Annotated in this window: 22 protein-coding genes; 10 read left to right on the forward strand and 12 right to left on the reverse strand. The window is 67.3% G+C overall.

Going from position 1 to position 23,166, the window contains the following annotated elements; all coding sequences use genetic code 11:
* The first annotated feature begins 1 nt into the window (after position 1).
* The 3 genes from ACNJ7K_RS24550 to ACNJ7K_RS24560 are packed head-to-tail and all read left to right on the forward strand — an operon-like array spanning position 2 to position 2,821.
* The gene (locus ACNJ7K_RS24550; protein ID WP_420826447.1) at positions 2-1,438 is read left to right on the forward strand and encodes an aldehyde dehydrogenase family protein; all 1,437 of its coding nucleotides are present in this window, start codon (positions 2-4) and stop codon (positions 1,436-1,438) included.
* 10 nt (positions 1,439-1,448) lie between these two features.
* Positions 1,449-1,904 carry a carboxymuconolactone decarboxylase family protein gene (locus ACNJ7K_RS24555; protein ID WP_268654665.1) on the forward strand — a complete coding sequence of 152 codons (456 nt, stop codon included), beginning with the start codon at positions 1,449-1,451 and terminating at the stop codon, positions 1,902-1,904.
* Entirely contained in the window at positions 1,901-2,821 is a 921-nt protein-coding gene (locus ACNJ7K_RS24560; RefSeq protein WP_487042342.1) for an NAD(P)-dependent oxidoreductase, read from the forward strand. The genes ACNJ7K_RS24555 and ACNJ7K_RS24560 overlap by 4 nt, the downstream gene beginning before the upstream one ends.
* A gap of 11 nt (positions 2,822-2,832) precedes the next feature.
* Here ACNJ7K_RS24560 and ACNJ7K_RS24565 read toward each other — a convergent pair whose 3' ends face one another.
* From ACNJ7K_RS24565 to ACNJ7K_RS24620, 12 genes are all read right to left on the reverse strand, one after another.
* The gene (locus tag ACNJ7K_RS24565; protein ID WP_487042343.1) at positions 2,833-4,278 is read right to left on the reverse strand and encodes an MFS transporter; all 1,446 of its coding nucleotides are present in this window, start codon (positions 4,276-4,278) and stop codon (positions 2,833-2,835) included.
* A complete protein-coding gene (locus ACNJ7K_RS24570; RefSeq protein ID WP_487042344.1) occupies positions 4,262-4,693 on the reverse strand; it encodes a MarR family winged helix-turn-helix transcriptional regulator in 432 nt (143 codons plus the stop codon). Before ACNJ7K_RS24570 ends, ACNJ7K_RS24565 begins: the two co-directional genes overlap by 17 nt.
* A gap of 68 nt (positions 4,694-4,761) precedes the next feature.
* Complete coding sequence (locus tag ACNJ7K_RS24575) at positions 4,762-5,523, reverse strand: SDR family NAD(P)-dependent oxidoreductase (RefSeq protein ID WP_088898334.1); 762 nt, start codon at positions 5,521-5,523, stop codon at positions 4,762-4,764.
* Between the two features lie 182 nt (positions 5,524-5,705).
* Positions 5,706-6,503, reverse strand: coding sequence for an NAD(P)-dependent oxidoreductase (locus tag ACNJ7K_RS24580; protein WP_487042345.1), 798 nt, complete (start codon positions 6,501-6,503; stop codon positions 5,706-5,708).
* On the reverse strand, positions 6,500-7,318 hold the full coding sequence (locus tag ACNJ7K_RS24585) for an NAD(P)-dependent oxidoreductase (protein ID WP_487042346.1): 819 nt from the start codon (positions 7,316-7,318) through the stop codon (positions 6,500-6,502). The genes ACNJ7K_RS24580 and ACNJ7K_RS24585 overlap by 4 nt, the downstream gene beginning before the upstream one ends.
* Positions 7,319-7,346: 28 nt before the next feature.
* Positions 7,347-8,276: an alpha/beta hydrolase gene (locus ACNJ7K_RS24590; RefSeq protein WP_487042347.1), complete on the reverse strand. Its 930-nt coding sequence runs from the start codon at positions 8,274-8,276 to the stop codon at positions 7,347-7,349.
* Complete coding sequence (locus ACNJ7K_RS24595; RefSeq protein WP_120280485.1) at positions 8,273-9,958, reverse strand: thiolase C-terminal domain-containing protein; 1,686 nt, start codon at positions 9,956-9,958, stop codon at positions 8,273-8,275. The genes ACNJ7K_RS24590 and ACNJ7K_RS24595 overlap by 4 nt, the downstream gene beginning before the upstream one ends.
* 28 nt (positions 9,959-9,986) lie before the next feature.
* Positions 9,987-11,333 carry a cytochrome P450 gene (locus ACNJ7K_RS24600; protein WP_159417439.1) on the reverse strand — a complete coding sequence of 449 codons (1,347 nt, stop codon included), beginning with the start codon at positions 11,331-11,333 and terminating at the stop codon, positions 9,987-9,989.
* A 47-nt stretch (positions 11,334-11,380) separates the two neighbouring features.
* The gene (locus ACNJ7K_RS24605) at positions 11,381-11,572 is read right to left on the reverse strand and encodes a ferredoxin (protein WP_088898328.1); all 192 of its coding nucleotides are present in this window, start codon (positions 11,570-11,572) and stop codon (positions 11,381-11,383) included.
* An 82-nt stretch (positions 11,573-11,654) separates the two neighbouring features.
* Complete coding sequence (locus ACNJ7K_RS24610; RefSeq protein ID WP_230790507.1) at positions 11,655-12,515, reverse strand: mycofactocin-coupled SDR family oxidoreductase; 861 nt, start codon at positions 12,513-12,515, stop codon at positions 11,655-11,657.
* Between the two features lie 41 nt (positions 12,516-12,556).
* Complete coding sequence (locus tag ACNJ7K_RS24615) at positions 12,557-13,261, reverse strand: SDR family NAD(P)-dependent oxidoreductase (RefSeq protein ID WP_088898326.1); 705 nt, start codon at positions 13,259-13,261, stop codon at positions 12,557-12,559.
* Positions 13,258-14,067, reverse strand: a complete 810-nt coding sequence (locus tag ACNJ7K_RS24620; protein ID WP_487042348.1) for a TauD/TfdA dioxygenase family protein — start codon at positions 14,065-14,067, stop codon at positions 13,258-13,260. Before ACNJ7K_RS24620 ends, ACNJ7K_RS24615 begins: the two co-directional genes overlap by 4 nt.
* A gap of 210 nt (positions 14,068-14,277) precedes the next feature.
* Between ACNJ7K_RS24620 and ACNJ7K_RS24625 the strand changes: the two genes are divergently transcribed.
* From ACNJ7K_RS24625 to ACNJ7K_RS24655, 7 genes are all read left to right on the forward strand, one after another.
* Complete coding sequence (locus ACNJ7K_RS24625) at positions 14,278-15,774, forward strand: aldehyde dehydrogenase family protein (RefSeq protein WP_487042349.1); 1,497 nt, start codon at positions 14,278-14,280, stop codon at positions 15,772-15,774.
* A complete protein-coding gene (locus ACNJ7K_RS24630) occupies positions 15,771-16,976 on the forward strand; it encodes a CaiB/BaiF CoA transferase family protein (protein ID WP_120280481.1) in 1,206 nt (401 codons plus the stop codon). Before ACNJ7K_RS24625 ends, ACNJ7K_RS24630 begins: the two co-directional genes overlap by 4 nt.
* Positions 16,977-17,007: 31 nt before the next feature.
* Positions 17,008-18,201, forward strand: a complete 1,194-nt coding sequence (locus ACNJ7K_RS24635; protein ID WP_088898323.1) for an OB-fold domain-containing protein — start codon at positions 17,008-17,010, stop codon at positions 18,199-18,201.
* The gene (locus ACNJ7K_RS24640; protein ID WP_088898322.1) at positions 18,198-19,355 is read left to right on the forward strand and encodes a thiolase family protein; all 1,158 of its coding nucleotides are present in this window, start codon (positions 18,198-18,200) and stop codon (positions 19,353-19,355) included. The genes ACNJ7K_RS24635 and ACNJ7K_RS24640 overlap by 4 nt, the downstream gene beginning before the upstream one ends.
* A gap of 300 nt (positions 19,356-19,655) precedes the next feature.
* The gene (locus tag ACNJ7K_RS24645; RefSeq protein WP_120280478.1) at positions 19,656-20,609 is read left to right on the forward strand and encodes an ABC transporter permease; all 954 of its coding nucleotides are present in this window, start codon (positions 19,656-19,658) and stop codon (positions 20,607-20,609) included.
* Positions 20,606-21,508: an ABC transporter permease gene (locus ACNJ7K_RS24650; protein ID WP_120280477.1), complete on the forward strand. Its 903-nt coding sequence runs from the start codon at positions 20,606-20,608 to the stop codon at positions 21,506-21,508. The genes ACNJ7K_RS24645 and ACNJ7K_RS24650 overlap by 4 nt, the downstream gene beginning before the upstream one ends.
* Before the next feature lie 48 nt (positions 21,509-21,556).
* Positions 21,557-23,137 (forward strand): ABC transporter substrate-binding protein, encoded by a 1,581-nt coding sequence (locus ACNJ7K_RS24655; protein WP_230790513.1) that lies wholly within the window; start codon positions 21,557-21,559, stop codon positions 23,135-23,137.
* Positions 23,138-23,166: the final 29 nt, after the last annotated feature.

Below are 23,166 nucleotides of genomic sequence, written 5' to 3' on the forward strand. Positions count from 1 at the left end.
CATCGTGGAGACACTCGACCATTGGATCGACGGGGCATCGACGGCACCGTCCGGCGGCGACTACCTCGACGTCACCGATCCCGCGACCGGCCGTCCCGTCCGGCGTATCGCCCGGGGCAATGCCATCGACGTCGGTGCGGCCGTGCGCGCTGCTTCCGCAGCGGGCGCGCAGTGGCTGCGGATCCCCGCACTCGACCGCGGCCGGCTGCTCGTCGACCTTGCACGCGCGATCCGGGCCGACGCACCGAGGCTCGCCGCACTCGAGGTCAGCGAGACCGGGAAACCCGAGAAGGTCGCGCTGGCCGAGGTGGAGAACTCGGCGATCTACTTCGAGTTCTACGGCGGTCTCGTGGGCATGCCGGTGGGGGAGACCCTCGACATCGCCCCCGACCAGCACGTCTACACGGTGCGGGAACCCTACGGGGTGATCGGCGTGGTCACTCCGTGGAATCTGCCGCTCAACCAGTCGGCGCGGGCGTGCGCCCCCGCGCTCGCGGCGGGCAACACCGTGGTGCTCAAGCCGTCCGAGAACACTTCGGCGTCGAGCGTGCGCCTCGCGGAACTCGCGAGTGCGGTGGGCTTCCCACCCGGCGTCCTCGGCATCGTGCTGGGCACCGGTGGGGAGGCCGGTGCCGCTCTCGTCCACCACCCCGACGTGGCCAAGGTGGCCTTCACCGGATCGGTGCCGACGGGACGTGTCATCGGCGGGATCGCCGCCGACCGGATCGTGCCCGTCACCCTCGAGCTCGGAGGCAAGTCGGCGAACATCGTGTTCGCCGATGCGGATCTCGATGCTGCCGTGGCCGGCGCGGTGCAGGCGTTCACCGCCAACGCCGGCCAGGTGTGCTCGGCCGGGACACGATTGCTCGTGCAGCGGGAGGTGCACGACGAGGTCGTCCGCCGCGTGGTCGATCGCGTGTCGGAACTGCGTGTCGGCGTCGACATCGGTCCGATCATCACCCGGGCCCAGTTCGAGAAGGTGCAGCAGTACTTCGGGATCGCGGAGGCGGAGGGTGTGCGCCTCGAGGCGGGCGGGAAGGTCTCCGCCGTGGCCGAGGAGACCGGCGGCTTCTTCGTCGAACCCACCGTCTATACCGGGGTGGACAACTCGATGCGGATCGCGCGGGAGGAGATCTTCGGACCGGTACTCGTCGTCGTCCCCTTCGGCACCGCCGACGACGCCGTGGAGATCGCGAACGATTCCGACTACGGACTCGTCGCAGGGGTGTGGACCCGCGACGTCTCCCGCGCACTCGCCGTGAGCGGACGTCTGCGCACCGGGCAGGTGTTCGTCAACACCTGGTCCACCGGTTCCGTGCAGACCCCCTTCGGGGGATGGAAGAACAGTGGCTACGGGCGCGAGAAAGGCGTCGAGGCGCTGCACCATTACGGTCAGGTCAAATGCGTGACCGTCAAACTCGATTCGTCGCGGATGTGAAAGGCCAACGATGACAACACAGGTCGCGCTCGACGATGCCGTGCAGGCGGCGCACCGGACGGTCCTCGACTCCGGGCTCGCGGTACGTCGCGACGTTCTCGGCGACGAGTACGTCGACGCCGCGCTGTCGCGCAACGCCGGCACCGACGGTGAGGGACTGCAGGAGTACGTCAGTGAATTCGTCTGGGGTGGCGTATGGACCCGGGACGGTCTCGAACGCCGCGACCGGTCGCTCGTGACGATCTCGCTGCTGATCGCCCTCGGTCAGCACAACGAACTCGCCACCCACGTCCGTACAGGGATCCGGAACGGATTGTCGCGGAAGGAGATCTCCGAGACGGTGGTGCACGCGACGGCGTATGTCGGATGCCCCGCGGGCATCGCCGCGATGCGCGTCGTGCAGCAGGTCCTCGTCGAGGAACTCGGCCCGCTGCAGGCCGACGAGACGATGGAGGAAGGCGCATGAGCGACCGGAGTGCGCCGGTGACCCTCAGAACCGTGGGCCATATCGGTCTCGGCGCGATGGGACGCCCCATCGCCCGGAACTTCGTCCGCGGCGGCCGGAGCCTGATCGTGCGCGACGCCGATCCCGCCGCCCAGCAGCGGTTCGTCGACGAGCACCCCACCGCAATCGGTGCCGGTGGCACCGAGGACTTCGCCGACTGCGACGTCGTCGTCCTGATGTTGCCCACGAGCGACATCGTCGACTCCGTCGTGCTGTCCGAGGGCGGTCTGCTGCAGCACCTGCGTCCCGGCTCGGTCATCGTCGACATGGGCTCGAGCGTGCCGACCCGCACGCAACGTCTCGCCGAGATCGCAGCGGAGAAGGGCGTGCGCGTCGTCGACGCCCCCGTGAGCGGCGGTGTCGCGCGCGCCGAGCAGGGCACCCTCGCCGTGATGGCCGGTGGCGACGCCGCCGTGGTCGCCGGGGTGACTCCGCTGCTGCAGGAGACGGGCAGCGAGATCATCCGGGTCGGTCCCGTCGGATCGGGTCATGCCGCCAAGGCACTGAACAATCTCCTCGCGGCGAACAACGTGCTCGTCGCGGCAGAGGCCCTGCTGGTGGGGAAGAAGTTCGGGATCGACCCGGCGACCCTGCTCTCGGTCTTCAACGCCGGCAGCGGCCGCAACCAGGCCACCGAGACGAAGTACGAGAAGTTCGTGCTCTCCCGCACGTTCGATTCGGGGTTCGCGGCGGCGCTGATGCGCAAGGACGTCGGGATCGCACTCGACCTCGCCCACGACCAGGGCATCAGCCCCGTGCTCGGGGAAGCGATCGGTCAGGTGTGGAACGCCGCCGTCGAGGCACTGGAGCCGGGGGTGGATCAGATGGCAGTCGTGCGGCATCTCGAGCAGGTGTACGGGGTGTCGCTCGACGAGTAGTAGGGCTCGCGTCAGCGGAAGGACGTTACGTCGTGAGGCACCCTCGCGGAGGGTGCCTCACCCTTTCGGGCACGGGACCGGACGTGGTTGACCGCGAGCCCGGCGAACACGATCGCGCTGCCGCACGCTGCGAGGGCGAATGCGAGGGTGATGCCACCGTCGGTCGGATGCAGGTCGGCACCCATGTGCGCGGCGAGGACGGCGCCGGACAGGGCGCTGCCGAAGGCGCCACCGACGGTGCGCAGGACCTGGTTGAAGCTGACGGCGCTGCCGAGCTCGGTGTCGGCCACACTGCGTGCGATGAGCGCGGGCATCGCGGCGTAGGTCGTGCCCATGCCGATGCCGAACAGGAACATTCCGACGAGGATCTCCCAGAGTTGGTCGTGAACGAACCACAGCAGGATGGCCGAGGCTGTCGTTACGGCGGCGCCGAGGGGGAGGAAGGTGGTCAAACGGGTGCGGCGTGAGAGCGCGCGCACGACACGGTTGGCGCCGAGGCTTCCCACCGACAGCGGCAGCATGACGAAGCCCGCCCAGAACAACGGTAGGGCGATGCCGTAGCCGGTGGAGGTGGGTGCTTGGGCGATGAGGCTGCTCACCGACAACCCGATGTACATCGCGGCGCCGAGGCCGATGGCGGTGCTGTTGGCGAGCAGCACGTCCTTGTTGCGGACCACCCGCAGATTCACGAGCGGGTTCGGGATGCGCAGTTCGACGAACGCCCACCCGGCCAGCAGAACGGCGGCGGCGAGGAAGCAGGAGAGGGTCCATGCCGAGGACCAGCCCCAGTTCGAGCCTTCGCTGACCGCGACGAGCAGAGCCGCGAGCCCCGTACCGAGGAGGAGGGCGCCGAGGGTGTCGAACCTCGTGCGCAGACCACGCTCGTCCGGTCCGTTCGGGACGATGCGCCACACCACGATCGACGCGGTCACGAGGAAGACGGCGGCGAACGCGAAGGCCGCGCGGAAACCGGCGGCACTGGCCAGGATGCCGGTGAGCGGGTAGCCGATTCCGAGTCCGGTGGAGACGGTGACCGACAGGCTCGAGATACCTACACGCACCGTGTCCTCCGCCAGGTATCGGCGGGCGAGGGCGATGGTCACGGGCACGATGCCGTAGGACAGTCCCTGCAGGGCCCGTCCGATGAGGAAGACGGTGAAGTTCGGGGCGCACGCCGCCAGGACGGATCCCACCAGGATGGTCGCCAGGGACACGAGCAGCAGTCGCTTCTTGTGCGGACCGTCGCTGAGCCGCCCCATGATCGGGGTGGCGACGGCGCCGACGAGCAGGTTGATGGTGAGCATCCACTGCGCGGAGCTGACGGAGACCGACAGTTCCTCGGCGATGGTCGGCACGAGCAGCATACCCAGCGAGCTGACGATCGCGCTGGTCAGCGCCGTGTAGACGAGGGCGGGTAGCAGCAGGGATCGGGCGGTGCGCTCACTCAACGGCGGCACCGCCCGTCAGTTTCCGCAGGAGTGGGACGGCGGCGCCGAGCAGGTGTTGTTCGTCGTCGGTCAGCTGCTCGGCGATCGCCCGCTCGAGCCACGCATTGCCGATCGAGCGTTCGTGGGCGAGCCGCTGCCGGCCGGCGTCGGTGAGTTCGATCCACACCCGACGCCGGTCGCGGTCGTCGGGAGTGCGAGTGATCAGGCCGAGACTTTCGATCTCGCGGACGGCGGTGGCGATCGCCTGCGGGCTGATCTTCGCGGCGGTCGCGAGTTCCGCGGACGTGGCGCGGCCGTGCTCGGCGAGGTGGACGAGGACGTCGAGTTTGCCCGTGGAAAGCGTCTTGTGTGCGTTGAGCTGTCTCCACAGCGGCCGCAGGGATTCCCTGAGGGACTGGGCGAGGGTTCCTTCGATCGTGTCCACCCGGCCGAATATACAACCGGATTTATCAACCCGGTTGATTAACCGGGCGAATCACCCGGTGAGACCCGTCACCGGAGCACCGTGCCGCCGTCCACGTTGACCACCTGGCCGTTGATCCACGAGCCGTCGTCGGACATCAGGTAGGCGACCATGCTCGAGATGTCCGCGGCCTCACCGAGTCGGGTGCTGCGCGTGCGCGCGAGCATGCCGGCCAGCAGTTCCGGTGCCGCTCCGTTCCGGATCTCGTCGGTGAGGATCAGTCCCGGGGTCACCGCGTTGGCCCGGATACCCTCCCGGCCCCATCGTGACGCGACGTGCCGTGCGAGCGCATTGATGCCCGCCTTCGTCGCCGAATAGGCCGGACGTTGCGGGTCGCCGGTGAACGAGGCGATGGACGAGGTGTAGACGATCGCGCCGCCACCGCGCTCGAGCAGCTTCGGGACACTGTGGCGGGTGACGAGCATGTGGCCGCGCAGATTCACAGCGACCGTGCGGTCCCAGATCTCGAGGTCGATGTCGACGACGTCGGTGTCCTTCGTGACGGCCCCCATGTCGCCGGCATTGATGTGGACGGCGTCGAGCCCGCCGTACATTTCGACCGCCTTCGCGACGAGCGCCCGCACGGAGTCGTCGTCCGAGATGTCGAACTCGACCGCGACGGCAGTGCCGCCGGTCTCCGTGATGGACGCGGCGGTGCTCTGTGCCCCGGCGTGGTTGAGGTCGCCGACGACCACCCGGGCACCCTCGCGGGCGAGGCGGCGGGCGGAATCGGCGCCGAGACCCGTTGCGGCACCGGCTACCAGCACGATCTTGTCCTTCAGACCTTCCATGGAATGCCCTTTCGCTTCGACGGGATGCCCCGAGGTGAGCGTTTGCGTATCCCGGGGGACGGAAACTCGGTGTACACCAGGTGCATCTGTCCGCACCGGTGTGCAAACGCGGGAGGCGACGGTGCGGACGGCGTCCCGTGCAGTGGAGCAGTACCACCACCCGGGACGCCTCGCCGGACCGCCTACCGGGTGTGTGCGTCGATGGCCGTGTCGAGGACCCCGAGGTCTCCTCCGAGCTCCGACACGGCGGCCCGCACCACCGCCACGTCCTTGGTGAGGAATTCGCCTACGGCACTGCGGAATTCCGATACCGATCCACGCATCGCGATGTTCCCCATGACCTTGCACGACGAACTGCCGTGGGGGAGGGCGGAGAACAGCGCCGCCTCGTCGACCCCGAGCTGCCGGCCGAGTTCGGCCGCTTCGGCGAGCAACCCGATCTCGGCCGCGAACAGGGCGTTGTTGACCAGCTTCACCTTCTGCCCGCTGCCGGGTGCGCCGACGTGCAGGACGGGATCGCCGTAGCTCTTCAGCACGGGCGTCACCGCGGCGACGGGCTCGTCCGCTCCACCGAGGAACAGCGTCAGGGCGCCGGCGGCGATGTCGTGCGGGCCACCGCTCACGGCGGCGTCGATCACCGCGACCCCGAACGGCTCGGCCGCGGAGGCCAGGGTCTCCACGGTGCGCGGGCTGATCGTGGTGTGGACGACGAGAGTCGAACCCTTCGGCATACGCTCCAGCACGCCGTCGTCGAGGCACACCTGGCGTACCTGCTCGTCGGTGAACACGCAGACGACGACGAGCTCGGCGTCGGTGCCGACGGCGGTGATGTCGCCGACCGCGGTTGCGCCGGTCTTCTCCGCGGCCACCCGGGCGTCGTCGTGCCGCGCGAGCACGTGCACCTCGTGTCCGTCGGCCACCAGACGTTCGACCATCGGCAGCCCCATACGTCCGGCGCCGACGAAGTGCACGCGGCTCATCGCGGGTGCCCCATCCGCTCGAGGCTCGCATCGGCAGTGGTGAAGGTGATGCCCCCCACCGCCCCGGCTGCTGCGGCGAGACCCGCCACGAGGCTCACGTCCTTCTTCAGCAGCTCACCGGCGTGGCCGCCGATCCGGGCGAGGCTGCCCCCGGCGGACACGACGCGTCCGAGCGCGAAGCTGTTCGCCGAGCCGTGCGAGACGACCTCGCCGAGGCGGGTGGGATCGACGCCGAGTTCCGCGCCGAGCGCCAGAGTGTTCTCGGCCAGCGCCAGGTTCGCCGTGAACAACAGGTTGTTGAGGAGCTTGGCGACCAGGCCCGCTCCGATCTCCCCGAGGTGCACCACCGGATCGCCGTAGGTGGAGAACACCGGCCGGCACCGTTCCACGACGTCGCTCTCACCACCGACCATGACGAGCAAAGTTCCTGCAGTAGCTCCCATTCCGCCGCCGCTGACCGGGGCGTCGACGAGCGACACGCCGCGTTCGCGCGCGGCCGCGGCGAGTTCGCGGCAGGTGTCCGGATGGATCGTGCTGTGGACGGCGATGATGCCGCCCTCGTTCATGCCCTCGAGGACACCGTTCTTACCGGTTATCACCTGGCGGACGTCGTCGTCGTTCACCACGCACAGGCAGACGAGGTCGCTGACCGCGCCGAGTTCGGCGGGTGACTCCGCGTACTTCGCCGCCGTATCGGCATAGGGAGCAAGAGATTCCGGGCGTCGGGCCCAGAGCGTCGTCTCGTATCCCGACTCGACGATCCGGCGTGCCATCGGCCCGCCCTGGCTTCCGAGTCCGATGAATCCGACACGCATCACAGTGCCTCCGATCGGGGATGGGACGTCATAGGGCCGGTACCTCCTGGTGTGCGATGCACTCGTCGACGAATGCGAACACCGTCCGGTGGTAGGCCGGCCCGGCGAAACCGATGCTGAGGTTGTGTCCACCGCCCGGATGGAGATGCAGGGTCACGCCCGGCGCCGCCGTGAACATCGCAGCGACGTCCTCGAGCGCGTGCGGATCGTTGCGCCAGACCTTCTCGTGCTCGGCGGCGGTGAAGTGCACGGGCACGCGGACCTGCGCGGCGAGGGCGGGGAAGTCGACGGTCGGCCAGCCGGCCGTCACGTCGGCCTCGTAGTCGGGTGTGCGTGCGGCGATCACGGCGCCACCGACGATGTCGGGCGGGTACAGCTCGGCGGGTGTCCACAGCAGTTCGCCGACATCGCGGGCGTTCGCGTACCGCTCGCGCGTACCGAGGATGCCGGCGGCCAGAGCATGGTGTTCGCGACCCGTGCCGGACAGCTCGATGCCGAGTACCTCGTCGTGCCGGTTCTCGACGGCCATGCGCGTCGTCAGCTCGCTTCCGACCGAGTGCCCCCACAGGAACAGGCCGGCGCCACGGGGTGCCGTGCCGAGCAGCGCGTCGACGGCGCGGTAGGCCAGGTCGACGCGACGCTCGGGGTCGCCGAGCTCGTCGCGGTGCGGCCGCGACTCGCCGTAGCCGGGACGATCCGGGGCGATCACGGTGAAACCGTACGTGACGGCCTCGCGCATCATCGACAGTTCGGGATGACCGGGACAGTCCCAGTAGGCCGCGCGGGCGGCGCCACCGTGCAGTGCCACGATCACGGCGCGTGGCTCGGGTGCTTCGGCGACCAGCGCCGACATCGGGATGCCCTCGACATCGACGACGCGGGCTACGGGTGAGACGTCTCCCGCGTCGTCGACGTGAGCCTCCTCGATCGGTGAGGACTGTGCGCGGACGGTACTCATGCGTCGCTCCGCAGCAGCATCGCGCTGCCGGGAGTGAGCCCGCCACTGCTGACCACGGCCACGCGGGCGTCGCGCACCTGGCGGTCTCCTGCCGTGCCGCGCAGCTGCGTGACCGCTTCGTGCACGAGACCCATGCCGTGAGTGCGTCCGTGCGAGAGCTGGCCGCCGTGGGTGTTGAGGGGGAGGATGCCGTCGCGTGCGATGTTCTTCCCGCCGTCGAGGAAGTCCTTCGCCTCGCCGATCCCGCAGAAGCCGAGCGCCTCGATCCACGACAGGGCGTTGAAGGTGAAGCCGTCGTAGAGCTGGGCGACGTCGACGTCGTCGGGTCGCAGCGACGTGCGGGTCCACAGGTGCGCGGCCGGGCCGAGGACCTGCGGTTCGTGGGTGAGGGTGCTCTGATCCCATTCGATGCGTTCGACGATCTGCGTTCCCACTGCCTCGACGCGAATGGCGGGCTTGGCGAGGTCGGCGACGGTGTCGACGGCCGAAACGATGACGGCGACCGCACCGTCGCACGGCACGTCGCAGTCGTAGAGACCGAAGGGAGTGGTGACGAGACGTGCCGAAAGATAGTCGTCCATCGTCATCGGGTCGCGGTAGATGGCGGTGGGATTGATCGCGGCGTTGGCCCGCTGATTCAGTGCGATCCAGCCGAGGGTTTCGCGACTCGCGCCGTAGCGATGGAAGTAGCGTTGCGCGTTCTGCGCGAGAGTGTGGGCGGCGGAGGTGCCGCCGAAAGGCACCATCCAGCTGGGCGTGCGTCCGCCGGGCGGACTGATGTCGCCGGCCTTGACGTATTCGCCGTAGGTGGATTCCCACAGCGTGCGGTAGCAGAGCACGTGGCGGGCGAGCCCGGCGGAAACCGCGAGCATCGCAGCGATCACCGACCCACTGGGGCCGGGTGTTTCGAGGCCACCGTTGAACCAGGTCGGTCGTAGGCCGAGTGCGGCTTCGACGGCACCGATACCGCCCTCGCCGAAACCGACGACGGGGCCGGCCCCGGGGTAGGTGGACAGTCCGTCGATGTCGTCGAGCGTCAACCCTGCATCGGCGACGGCACGTTCGCATGCCTGCACGGTCAGCTCGATGGGGTCGACCATCAACCTGCGACCCAGGTCGGACGCGCCGATACCGGTGATCGCGACCTTGTCCTCGAACTTGTCCTGCGTCGCGGGCGGGCGGATATGGAAGCGGATCTGTTCGGGTTCGATCTCGTCCACCGGCAGCGGGGCAGGCTCTCCCTGCTCCGCCGTCGGACGGAAGAGCGGAAGCCACACGTCGCCGTCCTGGTGGAAGACGACCTCCATGCGCATGCCCAGTACGAGCTCGTCGGGCTCGCATTCGATCGCGTTCGTCGTCAGGTGCACCCGAGGATCGTCCTCGAGTGCGACCTGCGCGATGACGAACGGCGGTTTCAGTCCTGGCAGACCGAAACGGTGGTTGACCGTGAACCCGATGAGGGTCGCGAAGCCGGAGACGACGCGCACTCCCATCTGCCGACCCCGGCAGTAACGGCAGATCGGTTGCGGAGGGTGGATGAGAGCCGAGCACGACTCGCATTCGCGGATCCGCAACCGGCCGTCTTCACCGGATTTCCAGAAGAACTTGTTCTGAGGCGTCAGCTGGGGCAGGGGACGTCCGGATCTCTTCGTCGCCCCATCCCGGTTTTCACGGTCGACCACCGTCGAGTCAGCCAATTGAGCCGTTTCCTTACTTCTGTGCCGTGATCGGAGCGGCGAGCTCCTGCTCGTCGATCTGGACCTGCAGCTTCTCCAGCGTCTCATCGAGGCCGGCGCCGAGGCGCTTGCCCGGTGTGAACGTCGCCGGGAGATGCCGCATGCCCTGGATGACGCCGATGGAGTCGTAGTGCACCGTCGTCTCCGGATCGCACTTGTAGTCGGGCATCCGGTCGAGCACGGCGAGGAGCATGCGCTTGAACACGGTACGTGCCAGGTTCGAGCCGATGCACCGGTGAACTCCCAGGCCGAAGCTGAAGTGGCGGTTACCCTTTCGCTCCATATCGATCGAGTTCGGATCGTCGAACAGTGCCGGGTCGCGGTTGGCCATCGCCCACGACAGCCACAGGCGCTCGCCTTCCTTGAACTGCGTCCCCTTGAACTCGCAGTCGGCGGAGAACGTGCGACCGTCGCCCGGCGACGGGGTGAAGTACCGCAGGAACTCTTCGGTGGCGCTGTCGAGCAGGCTGTCGCGTTCCCGGCTGAGACGTTCGCGCTCGTCGGGGTTCTGACTCAGCCACTCGAGTGCGTGCGAGGTCAGCGCTGTGGTGGTGTCGAAGCCGCCACCGATCAGCAGGCTGAGGATGCCGAGAAGCTCCATGTCGTCGGGCTTCTCGCCGAGCACCTCGACGTCGGCGATCGCGTTGATCAGGCCGGGGCGGGGCTTCTCGCGGATCTCGAACAGGTTCGTGATCAGGTCGATGCCCATGTTGCGGTGCAGTTCGCCGACGCGGGCGATGTCCGGGGAGTCCGGCGGGGTGTAGATCGCGGCGTGGACCGGCTCGCAGTACACCTCCCACTTCTTGATGGGGACACCGAGCATGGCGAGGGTGATGACGGCCGGCACGATGTTCGCGAGATCGTCGACGAAGTCGATCCGTCCGCTCTCGATCTTCTCGTCGAGGCTCGCGCGCACGACCTCGTCGATGACGGGGATCCACTTCTTGATCGCTGCGGGCGAGAGGTAGGGGTTGAGCAGGGCGCGGAACTCCCGGTGCTCGGGGTCGTCCATCTCCAGGATTCCGCCGCGCACGCCGGAAGCGCGTTCGGCCGTCGGAATCATGATGCCCTTGTAGCCTTTTCGGACACCTTTGATGTCGTGGTCGTTGGAGACGTTCGGGGATCGGACGAGGTTGAACACCTCGTCGCTGCCCGCGGCGACCCAGTGGCCGCCGTGGGTGTCCGACCAGGCCATCGGGCATTTCGACTGCATCTCTTCCGTGATCGGAAGGAAGTTGTCGCGGTAGTCGGGTGCGTGCCGGTCGAACTGGTAGACCGGAGTGCGGTGGGATGTGTCGGCAACGACGTCGTCGACGCTCATGACTGTCCTCTCTGACGCTTCGATCGGGGCTGTCGAAACGTTGGTGGTCAGGAGATCTGAATGGCCTGCTCAGGACAGGACCGGGCGGCTTCGCGCACGGCCTCCTCCAGATGGGCGGGAACGTCTTCGACGACGGCGGTGGCGTGCCCGTCGATGTCACTGAGTTCGAAGACGTCCGGTGCTGCCATGGCGCACAGGGTGTGGCCCTGGCAGCGCTCGGGGTCGACTTTCACCTTCACGATGTTCCTCCCGGTAGAGGGTGTGAGTTTGTTCGGGCTGTAAACGTCCTCGCATACGCCGGGCCCGTCCGCGACGGGACGGTCAGATATGGAAGTCGTACCACTTGAGGTAGCCGCCGCCGTCGACGCGCATCTGCATGCCGGTGACGTAGCGCGACTCGTCGGAGGCGAGGAAGAGCACCATGTTGCTCGAATCCTCGGGTTCGATGTACGGAATCGACATCGCCTGCTGCACACCGAAAGCGGGCTCTGCATCCTGCCGGGTGGGCTTTTCGAGGTCGGGACGGAAGGACCGGTACATCGGTTCGCTCTGCAACATGTCGGTGTTGCAGTTGGTGGGGTGCAGTGTGTTGGCGCGGATACCACGCGGAGCCAGATGTGTGGCGAGGGTGTGGATGTACTGTGCCAGTGCGCGCTTGGAGAACACGTAGGCGACGCCGCCGAGGTCCTTGCCGGGCTGGTCGACCTTCGAGACGTCCATGAGTGCGGCGGTGGAGCCGGTCGCGATGATCGATGCGCCTTCGGACAGGTGCGGGAGCGCCGCCTGTACGGCGTTCATGGTGCCGACGAGATTGGTGTTGACCACATCGGTCCACGCCTGGGTCTGCGGTTCGCCCTTCATGCCGGCGACGCCGGCCTGGGCGACGACGATGTCGAGCTTGCCGAGCTCGGCGATGCCCTGTTCCACGGCGGCGTTCATCTGCGCGGCGTCGCGCACGTCGGCCTCGATGGCGACGATGCGTCGGCCTTCCTTCTCGACCAGGCGCACCGTTTCCTCGAGGTCCTCGGGCGTCGCCATCGCGTAGCCCATGGAGTCGATGTTCTTGCAGATGTCGACCGCGATGATGTCGGCACCTTCGGAGGCGAGCTTGACCGCGTGGCTGCGGCCCTGACCGCGGGCTGCACCGGTGATGAAAGCGACCTTGCCTTCTACACGTCCCACTGGATTGTCCTTTCGGTTCGGATTCGGCAGATGGGGATGTCTCAGGTGTTGCGCCCGCCGTTGACCCCGAGGATCTGACCGGTGATGTATCCGGCTTCTTCGGAGATCAGGAAGGAACACGCGGCGGCGATGTCCTCGGGCTGCCCGACGCGGCGGACCGGGGTGCGCTGGATGTGTTCGTCGATGGTGCCGCCGAGCAGACCCTTCTCGGCGGAGCGGTGCAGCATGGGGGTCTCGACGAAGCCCGGCGGTACGGCGTTGACGGTGATGCCGGACGGACCGTATTCCAGCGCAAGTGATTTGGTGAGTCCGTTGACGCCGGCCTTGGACGAGACGTAGGCGGTCATGAACTGCTGACCCGACTGCGCGCTCGACGACGAGATGTTGACGATGCGTCCCCAGCCGGCCTCGAGCATGTCGGGCAGGGCGGCCTGCACGCAGTGGAAGACGCCGCCGAGGTTGACGTCGACAACCTTCTGCCAGGTCGCGTAGTCGATGTTGTGGAAGCGCTTGTAGAGCTCGAGACCCGCGCCGTTGACGAGAATCGTGACGGGGCCGAGCTGTTCGCGGATCCGGGTGAAGGCGTCGTCGACCTGTGCGCGGTCGGAGACGTCGACCTTGTACTCGAGCTCCTCACCGGAGGGGTTGAGATCGAGCACCGCGACCTGGTGGCCGTCCTTGCGCAGGCGTTCGGCGATCGCCTTGCCGATTCCGGAGCTTCCGCCCGTGACGACCGCTGTCTTCACTGCCACGGTTCGTCACCGACGATCGTGGTGCGGCGCATGAGGCGCTCGGACGACGGGTCGTAGGGCAGTGCCCGGTGCAGCATGCCGGTGTTGTCCCAGACGACGAGGTCGCCGACCTGCCATTCGTGGGAGTAGGAGAAGCGTTCCTGGGTGGTCCAGGCGAGCAGTTCGTCGAGGAGTTCGCGGCTCTCCTCGGGGCGCATGCCGACGATGTGGTCTGCGGTGGCACCGATGACGAGGGACCGACGACCGTCGCGGCGTTCCCACACCAGCGACGATTCACGCGGCGCGAGGGCGCGCCAGCGCGCCACCTGCTCTTCGGTCGGATCGGGGTAGACGAGCCGCTGGGCGGCTTCGAAGCTGTGGACGACGCGCAGGCCTTCGTACCGCTTCTTCTCGTGGTCGGGAAGATTCTCGTAGGCGGCGTAGGTGCTGGCGAATTCCGTTCCGCCACCGACCATTGCGACGTGGCGGGCGGTGAGCGTGGTGGCCTTCGCCGGCACCTCGTTGGTGGTGTCGTCGATGTGCCAGTGGAACGTGCCTTTGAGGTATTCGGCCGACGGCGTCTTGGCGGGGTCGAGCGAGACGGTGAAGATCTCCTGCCCGGGGGCGGGCATGACGACCTTGCCGAGCTTGCGGCTGAAGGCGAGCTGGGCCTCGTCGTCGAGGTGAATACCGCGAACGAGAAGTACGCCACGCCATTTGAGTGCTTCGAGCAGCTGGGCGACCACACGCTCGTCGTCGAGGCTGTCCAGGCCGGTGACTTCCACACCGAGTGACGGGCTGAGGGCTGTAGTGCTGATCACAAGAATCTCCCTTCCGATTGCGAGAACCATACTCTCGCTCGATTGCGGGCCGCAAGACCCGGAGAATTCGCCCATGTGAGCTGTTGTCACGTGGCGCGGGTCACGTCCGGGGCTATCCTGCCGGACTGCTCCTTGCTAAAGTTCTCGAAAGTCGAACAGATTAATTCTCTGATCTGAGAATGTGATTTCCACACGATGCGAGGAGATGGGATGTCAGTGCAGGAGAACGGAGCCACCGCTGTGGCCGACGCCGCGACCACCGAAGTGGCGAAGCGGCTGCTGATCGACGGGAAGCTCACCACCACCGAGCGCACCTTCGCTTCCTACAATCCGGCGACCGGTGAACTGGTGGGTTACGCCCCTGACGCGGGTGTCGAAGAGGCGGAAGCCGCCATCCGTGCAGCGCGACGCGCATTCGACACGACCACCTGGTCGACCGACGTCGAGTTCCGGATCAAGTGCCTCGACCAGCTCTACCAGGCCCTGCGCGACAACATCGAGGAACTGCGCGAACTGACGATCGCCGAGGTAGGCGCCCCGCGGATTCTCACCTACGGCAACCAGCTCGACGCGCCGATCGAGATCGTGAAGTACTACGCCGACCTGCTGCGCACCACCGAGTTCACCGAAGACCTCGGCGAGGTCGATTTCCGAGGACAGCCGCACCGTCGCTGGGTGGAGAAGGAGGCTGCCGGCGTCGTCGCCGCGATCGTCGCCTACAACTACCCGACCCAGCTGGCGATGGCGAAGCTCCCCGCGGCGCTCGCCGCAGGCTGCACGATCGTGCTCAAGGGCGCACCCGACACTCCGCTCGTCACCCAGGCTCTCGCCGAGGTCATCGCCGAGCACACCGACATCCCGGCCGGCGTCGTCAACATCATCTCGTCGTCGCAGGTCGCACCGGGTGAGCTCATGACCACCCATCCGGACGTCGACGTCGTCACCTTCACCGGTTCGACCCCCGTGGGCAAGAAGATCATGGCCGCCGCCGCCGACTCGCTCAAGAAGGTCTTCCTCGAGCTCGGAGGCAAGTCGGCCCTCATCGTGCTCGAGGACGCCGACTTCGCGACCGCCGCACAGTTCGCCGCCTTCAGCATCTGCTCGCACGCCGGACAGGGATGCGCGCTGACGACGCGTCTGCTCGTCCCCCGCGACAAGCACGACGAGATCGTCGCGCAGGTCGCCGGGATGATGCAGAACGTGCCCTACGGCGATCCGTCGAACCCGAAGATCTACATGGGCCCGGTCATCAGCGAGAAGCAGCGCGAGAAGATCCACGGCATGGTCGAGCGCGCCGTGGCCGACGGCGCGACCCTCGTCACCGGTGGCGAGAAGGTCGATCCGGGCTGGTTCTACAAGCCCACCCTGCTCGCGAACGTCGACCCCGACAGCGAGATCGCACAGGAGGAGGTCTTCGGACCGGTCCTCGCCGTCATCCCGTTCGACGGCGACGACGATGCCGTGCGGATCGCCAACAACTCCAAGTACGGCCTGTCCGGTGGTGTGCTCACCGCCGACGAGGAGCGCGGCATCGCGATCGGACGCCGGATCCGCACCGGCACCTTCTCCGTCAACGGCGGCAACTACTTCAGCCCCGACGTCCCGTTCGGCGGTTACAAGCAGTCCGGCATCGGCCGTGAGATGGGCAGGGCCGGACTCGAGGAGTTCCAGCAGCTCAAGGCGTTCTCGAAGGTGGTGACGTCGTGAAGCCACTCGACGGCGTCCGCGTCGTCGAGGTCGCGATGTACGGTTTCGTTCCCTCTGCGGGTGCGGTGCTCGCGGAGTGGGGCGCCGACGTCGTCAAGATCGAGCACGCGGTGACGGGCGACCCGCAGCGGGGTCTGCGGCAGACGGGAACCCTTCGTGTCGAAGGTGATCCGAATCCGAATGTCGAGCACGCCAATCGCGGCAAGCGCAGCCTCGGCCTGGACATCTCGATTCCCGAGGGCCGTGAGGTGCTGCTCGAGCTCGTGCGCACCGCCGACGTCTTCCTCACCAGTTTCCTGCCCAAGGTGCGGACCAAGCTGCAGATCGACGTCGACGACATCCGTGCGGTCAACCCGAAGATCGTCTACGCGCGGGGGAGTGCGCTCGGCCCGCGCGGCGTCGAGTCCGGCAAGGGCGGATACGACATGACGGCCTTCTGGGCGCGCGCCGGTGTCGCCGCGACGCTCACCCCGCCCGGCATCGAGGGGATGATCGCACCTCCCGGACCCGCCTTCGGCGACACGATCTCGGGCACGAACCTCGCCGGTGGTATCGCGGCGGCGTTGTTCAAGCGTGAACGCACGGGCGAACCCTCGGTGGTCGACGTCTCGCTGCTCAGCAGCGGGGTGTGGGCGATGGGCCACACCATCGCACTGTCCGCGCATCTCGGGCAGCACATGGAAGCACCGAAGGCCGGTGGTCACGGCGCCCCGACGAACCCGCTCTCGGGTGTCTACGGCACCGCGGACGGACGCTACATCTCGTTCGTGATGCTGCAGCCGGCGAGGTTCTGGGCCGATGTGTGCACGCACATCGACCGCCCCGACCTCATCGACGATCCGCGTTTCGCGGACGCACAGTCGATCGCTGCGAACACCGTCGAGGCCGTCGAGATCCTCCGCGAGGTCATCGGCAGCCGCCCGCTCGCGGAATGGGTCCAGCGGTTCGGCACGCTCGCCGGGCCGTGGGCACCGGTCCAGGACTCGCTGCAGGTCGTGAGCGACCCGCAGGTCCGCGACAACGAATATCTGGTCAAGGCAGGGGAACTCGAGCTCGTCGCCAATCCGGTGCAGTTCGACGTGACGCCGCCGCAGACCGGACCGGCACCCGAGTTCGCCGCCCAGACCGAGGAGATCCTGCAGGAGCTCGGTCTGGACTGGGAGCGCATCATCGAGCTCAAGACAGCGGGCGCAGTCACCTAGTCGGGGGCTGCACCCGGTTCAGGGAGGGCCAATGCCTTACATCGCATCGATCGGAACGTACCTGCCGTGCTGGGGTACTCCCGACGCCAGGATCGCCGGTGACGACGAGGACGCCGTCACCCTCGCCGTCGAGGCGGGCCGCGCCGCGCTCGAAGCGGGTGGATCCGTCGAGTACGTCGTCCTCGTCGGCCGGGATCTGCCGCTGACCGAGAGCAGCAACGCCGCGGTCCTGCTCGCGGGACTCGGGCTCGATCCCGAACTCGAGGTGATCGAGCGACTCGGGGGCGCGCCGGCGACGCTGGACGCCCTCGGCTCGGCGCGACCACGGACACTGGTCATCGGGGTCGACCTGAACTCGGCCGGTGCGGCGGCAGCCCTCACCTCCGATCACGGGCTGCAGGTGCGTACCGCCGCACGCGTGTCGCGCAGCCTGCCCGTACGTACGCGGAACGCCTCCGGCGACATCCACGACTACGGGGACCCGAGACTGCTCAGGAAGCGGGGATATCTCGCCTCGCTCGCGACGGCCTGGGTGGACACCCCGGCCGTCGTGGCGGGAGTCCCGGCGCAGCACGCCGCCTCGCTCGCGGCCACCCAGACCACGGATCTGCCTACGACGGGCGCGAGTTCGGCGCTCTTCGCCCTGGCCGCGATGGCGGAGTCCGGTCTCACCGGACCTCTCGTCGGAGTCGAACAGGCCAGCCTGTCGGGACTGACCGTCGCGGAGGGAACGGCCGAGGTCCGTCGCCGGGAGAGACCGGCACGGCCCGTGCTCGATTCGGCACAGACCCTGCCCGGCGAGATCCCGATCTCGCTGGCGGCCTACGAGCGGGCCTTCGAAGCCAAGGTGCGATGGGAGGGTGGCCGTTTCCTCGACAGCGACCAGGTCGACTTCCCGCCGCGCTACCGGATCGACGAGGACGGCTCGCTCGACACCGAGTACACCTTCGTCGAACTGCCGCGCACCGGGACGGTCTACACCGAGGTCACCGTGCACGTGCCGGTGCCGGGTCTGCGCACCCCGTACTCGCTTGTCGTCGTCGACCTCGACGGTGTCGGAGTGCGTGCGCTGGTGCGGGTCACCGGCACCGTCGCAGGCAGCGTCGACATCGGTGACCGGGGACGACTGGTGCTCCGCCGTATCGCGGTGCGCTCGGGTGTCCCCGACTACGGGTACGCCTTCGAACCCGATTCGGACCCCGTGGACGAGGAGGAAGCGGCATGAGAAAGGTCGCGATCGTCGGCGCAGGAATGACACCCTTCGCCGAACATTTCGCTCTGGGCATCCGGGACCTGCTTCCGATGGCCTTCGCCGACTGCGCGGCGAGCGTCGACAAGGGCGTGCGGAAGTCGGACATCGACGCGGCATGGTTCGGATCGATGGGGACGACGGACGGTTTCCCGTCCGGGATCCTCGCCGACACCCTGGGTCTGCACGACGTTCCGGTGACGCGGGTCGAGAACTCCTGCGCGACCGGACACGACGCGATCCGCAACGCCGTCTACGGCATCGCGTCGGGGGCGTGCGACGTTGCACTCGTGATGGGTGCCGACAAACTCCGGGAGACGGCCTCGAAGGGCATGCTCTGGGAATGGGAATCCATGACGCGCGACATGGCGTGGGATTTCCCGCTCGGCCTCGCGCAAGCGGGTTTCGCGCTGCACATGCGCCGCTATCTGTACGAGTCGCCGGCCACCCGTGAACACATGGCGATGGTCGCGGTGAAGAACCACCGCAACGCGTTGAACAACCCCAAGGCGTGTCGCCGATTCGAGTTGACGGTGGAGGAGGTACTGGCGGCCGACACCGTGGTGACGCCGTTCGGTGTCTACGACTGCGCGCCGCAGAGCGACGGTGCGGCGGCGCTGATCCTGGTGGCCGACGACGTCGTCGACCGCTACACCGACAGGCCCGTCTGGATCCGCGGCACCGGTCTGGGTTTCGACGCCGTGATGCACCAGCACAAGCGCGATCTCACCTCCTTTGCGGCGACCCGGCGCGCGGCGAAGCAGGCGTTCGGTGCGGCAGGGGTAGCACCGGGCGATATCGACGTCGCCGAGATCCACGACTATTTCACCGGAATCGAGATCATCAGTTACGAGGACCTCGGATTCGCCGAACGTTTCGAGGGTTTCAAGCTCCTCGAGGCGGGAGTCACCGAGGTCGGAGGATCGCTGCCGGTCAATCCCAGCGGTGGCCTGAATACGAAGGGGCACCCGCCCGGCGCGACCGGTGTCGCGCAGTGCGTGGAACTGTTCGGGCAGCTGCGCGGACAGGCGGTCAATCAGGTCGACGGTGCGCGAACAGGTCTCGCGCACAATGTCGGAGGCCCGACGGCCGTTGCCGCCGTGACGATCCTGGAGGGCCCCGGAGGCTGATCCGTACGTCCATCCGGCATCGCTGATCGGCAAGGACCCGTGCACCCGTCCGGTGCACGGGTCCTCGTCGTGCGTACGAGGCGGCCCGTCACCGCTCTTCCGTCTCGTATCTCGAATATCTTGCAGCACTGCAAGATTGCCGTTCTGAATAATTAGCAACTCCATTCGTCTTTTCTGTAATCCTTATTGCCGCGGCCACACGCAGGCTCTAATGTGTGGGGCATCACAGGTAGTGCACTCTGCTCGTGTTCTGCGTCGCCGCGATCCACGGCCTCGGTAGTACGACGAAAGTTGAGTCGGATGTTTCTCACAGTTTCGAAGAAGGTGGGCCGCAGCCTGCTGGTGGTCCTGCTGGTGACCATCGCGGTCGTCGGCCTGCTCGGCCTCGCGCCCGGCTCCGTCGCCCAGGTCATCCTGGGGGAGAACGCAACTCCCCAGGCGGTCGCCGAACTGAACGCCAAGCTCGGTCTCGACGCGCCTTTCTGGAGCCAGTACTTCGGGTGGCTGTCCGACGCGGTCCGGGGTGACCTCGGAACCTCGCCGCTGACGGGACAATCCGTGAGCGAGGCCATCGCCGAACGGTTGCCGGTCACGCTCCAGCTCGCCGCGATGGGTCTGCTGATCGCACTGGTGGTCGCACTCGTCATGGGTGTGATCTCCGCGTCCCGTCCGGGTAGCGGCGTCGACCGCGGCATGAACGCCCTGTCGGCCGTCTTCCTTTCGGTGCCCGCCTTCATCGCCGGCCCCGTCCTGATCTACTTCCTCGCGATCCAGCTCCAGATCTTCCCGGTGATGGGCTGGTCCCGGATCGGCGATGGTCTCGGCGACAATCTGCGCAGCGCGATGCTCCCGGCACTCGCCATCGCTCTCACCGAGATCGCCGCCTTCCACCGCCTGCTCCGTACCGACCTCATCGGCACGCTGCGCGAGGATTTCATCGCCGCAGCCCGGGCCAAGGGGATGCCCTCCTGGTACGTGATGTTCCGGCACGCACTGCGACCCTCGTCGTTCTCCCTCATCACCGTCGCCGGTATCAACCTCGGCCGCCTCATCGGTGGCACGGTGATCGTCGAGACCCTGTTCGGCCTCCCGGGTCTGGGTCAGCTCGTCGCCTCCTCGATCACCTCCCGCGACGTGATCATGGTGCAGGGCGTCGTGGTCTTCATCGCCGTCGTCTACGTGGGCATCAACACCCTCGTCGACCTCAGCTACCAAGTCATCGACCCGCGGGTCAGGAAGGTGGTCGGAGCATGACGCAGGTTGCGCTCGAGAAGAAGGACGACGCACAGCGGGTCGAGTCGGCCACCCAGGATCTGCCGAAGGTACCCGCCGCCAAGAAGACCCGCTCGGTGCTGGTCTACCTGTCGATCGTGTGGCTGGTGCTCATCATCGGTGCCGCGATCTTCGCAAGCGTGCTTCCGCTGGCGCCGTACAGCGTTCCGATCGGGCCACCGCGGACGCCCCCGAACCTCGACTCCCTCGACACGCTTCTGGGAACCGACACCCTCGGCAGGTCGATCCTGTCCCGCGTCGTCTACGGTGCCCAGGTCTCGCTCGTCATCGGCGCCGTCGCCGGGCTCGTGGGCTTCCTGATCGGATCGTTCTTCGGCATGATCGCCGGTTACTTCGGCAAGCGTGTCGACGCCGTGATCTCGCTGCTGGCCGACGCGATGCTCGCCTTCCCCCCGCTGATCCTGCTCCTGGCGCTCGCCTCGATCCTCACCCCGAGCGTGCGGACCATCCTCTTCGGTCTCGGTCTGCTGGCGATCCCGTCGTTCATCCGCCTGTCGCGAGCGAATACCCTCGCCTGGTCGTCGCGTGAATTCGTCAGGGCAGCAAAGAACATGGGTGCCGGCAGCGGGCGGATCCTGTTCCGGGAGATCATGCCCAACGTCCTCGCGCCCCTCGCGTCGTACATGCCCATCGTGATCGCGGCGCTCATCGTCGCGGAGGGCTCGTTGAGCTTCCTCGGCCTGGGCATCCCGCCGCCGCAGCCCAGCTGGGGCGGAATGATCAACGACGGCAAGGACGCCATCGCCACGTCGCCGCACCTGGTGTTCGTGCCGGCACTCGTCATCTTCTTCACGGTGTTCGCCCTCAATCAGGTCGGCGACCACCTCCGTACCAAGTACGACCGCACCTTGCACGACTGAGATCCCGAAAAGCGCTCGTACCCAGAACATCCCGATGAAAGGTCGACCATGATTCGACGTAGAAGAATGTTCGCGGCGGTCGCCGTGGCCTGCTCCGCCGTACTGGTGCTGGGCGCTTGCGGATCGGGCGGTTCCGACACCGCCTCGGCTCAGGACACCGCGGCGGTCGGCGATCCCGTGGCGGGTGGTGCCGCGACCGTCCTCCAGTCCGGTGAACCGCGCTCTCTCGATCCGGCCGCGCTGTCGAACACGTGGGCCCATCAGCCGGTGCTGGGCAACGCTCTCTACGGCGAGCTGATGATCACGGACAACGACACCTTCGACGTCGAATACCGTATGGCGACGGACTTCTCGACCGAGGACAACGGGAAGACGTTCACCCTCGCGCTGCGACCGGACCTGAAGTTCAGCGACGGCACACCACTCGACGCCGCTGCGGTGAAGTTCAACTGGGACCGTCTCAAGGATCCCGCGCTCGCCTCGACGACGATCCGTCAGGCCGTCCAGATCGAATCCACCGAGGTCGTCGACCCGACCACTCTCCGCGTGACGATGGTCGAACCGAACCCACAGTTCGCCCAGGCCGTCGTGGCCGGTGCATTGAACTGGATCGCGTCGCCGGCGGCCCTCGAACAGGGACAGCAGGCGTTCGACGAGAACCCGATCGGTGCAGGGCCGTTCACGCTCGTCAGCTGGACCCGTCAGGATTCGGTCGAACTCGAGAAGAACGAGTCCTACTGGGACGCGCCGAAGCCCTACCTCGACCGCCTCACGATCCGGACGGTCGCCGACTACAACCAGCGGATCAACGCTGCATCGACCGGCGCAGCCGACCTGTCGCTGGAGTCGAGCTGGACCAGCCTCAATCGTGCCGAAGCGGCAGGCCTGGCCACCCAGGCGACGGAGACCGGCGGTGGGCAGTTCGTCGCGATGAACTTCCGCAGGGCTCCCTTCGACGACGAGCGCGCACGCCGCGCCGTGTCGCTCGCGGTCGACCTCGACGCGCTGAACACCGTGGTCTACAACGGTGAGGGCGAGGTACCCCACACGCTGTTCCCGGAGGGCTCGCCGTACTACTCCGACATCCAGCTCTCGGAGACGAATGCCGAGGAAGCGCAGAAGCTGTTCGACGAACTCGCGGCCGAAGGCAAGCCCGTCTCGTTCACCTACCTGTCGTACCCCACCACCGAGAGCCGTTCGCTCGGTGAGGCGATCCAGGCTCAGCTCGCCGCTTTCGACAATGTGGACATGAAGGTCGAGGTGCTCGACTTCCCGACGCTCACGGCACGGAACGGCGCGCGTGACTTCGACATGGTCATCTCGTCGTCCATCACGCAGGACCCCGACTTCCCGCTGTCGATCGCGTTCGACTCCACATCCACCGGCAACTTCACCGGTGTCAACGATCCCGAGCTCGACGCAGCTCTCGAGCGTGGCCGGTTCGGCGCGACCGTCGAGGAACGGAAGGAAGCGTACGACGTCGTCCAGCAGCGCCTCGCCGATCAGGTGGTGGGTCTGTGGTATGTCCGGGCCACCCCCTCGGTCGCCTACTCGAAGGATCTGCAGGGCGTGCAGCTGTACACCCTCGGATCGCCGATCCCGGCCGAGTTCTGGCTCAGCAACAACTAGCCGATACAGCCGACAAGACGGAAGGGGCC

The sequence above is a fragment of the Rhodococcus shunpengi genome (genome assembly GCF_048381395.1).
Taxonomy (GTDB): Bacteria; Actinomycetota; Actinomycetes; order Mycobacteriales; family Mycobacteriaceae; genus Rhodococcus.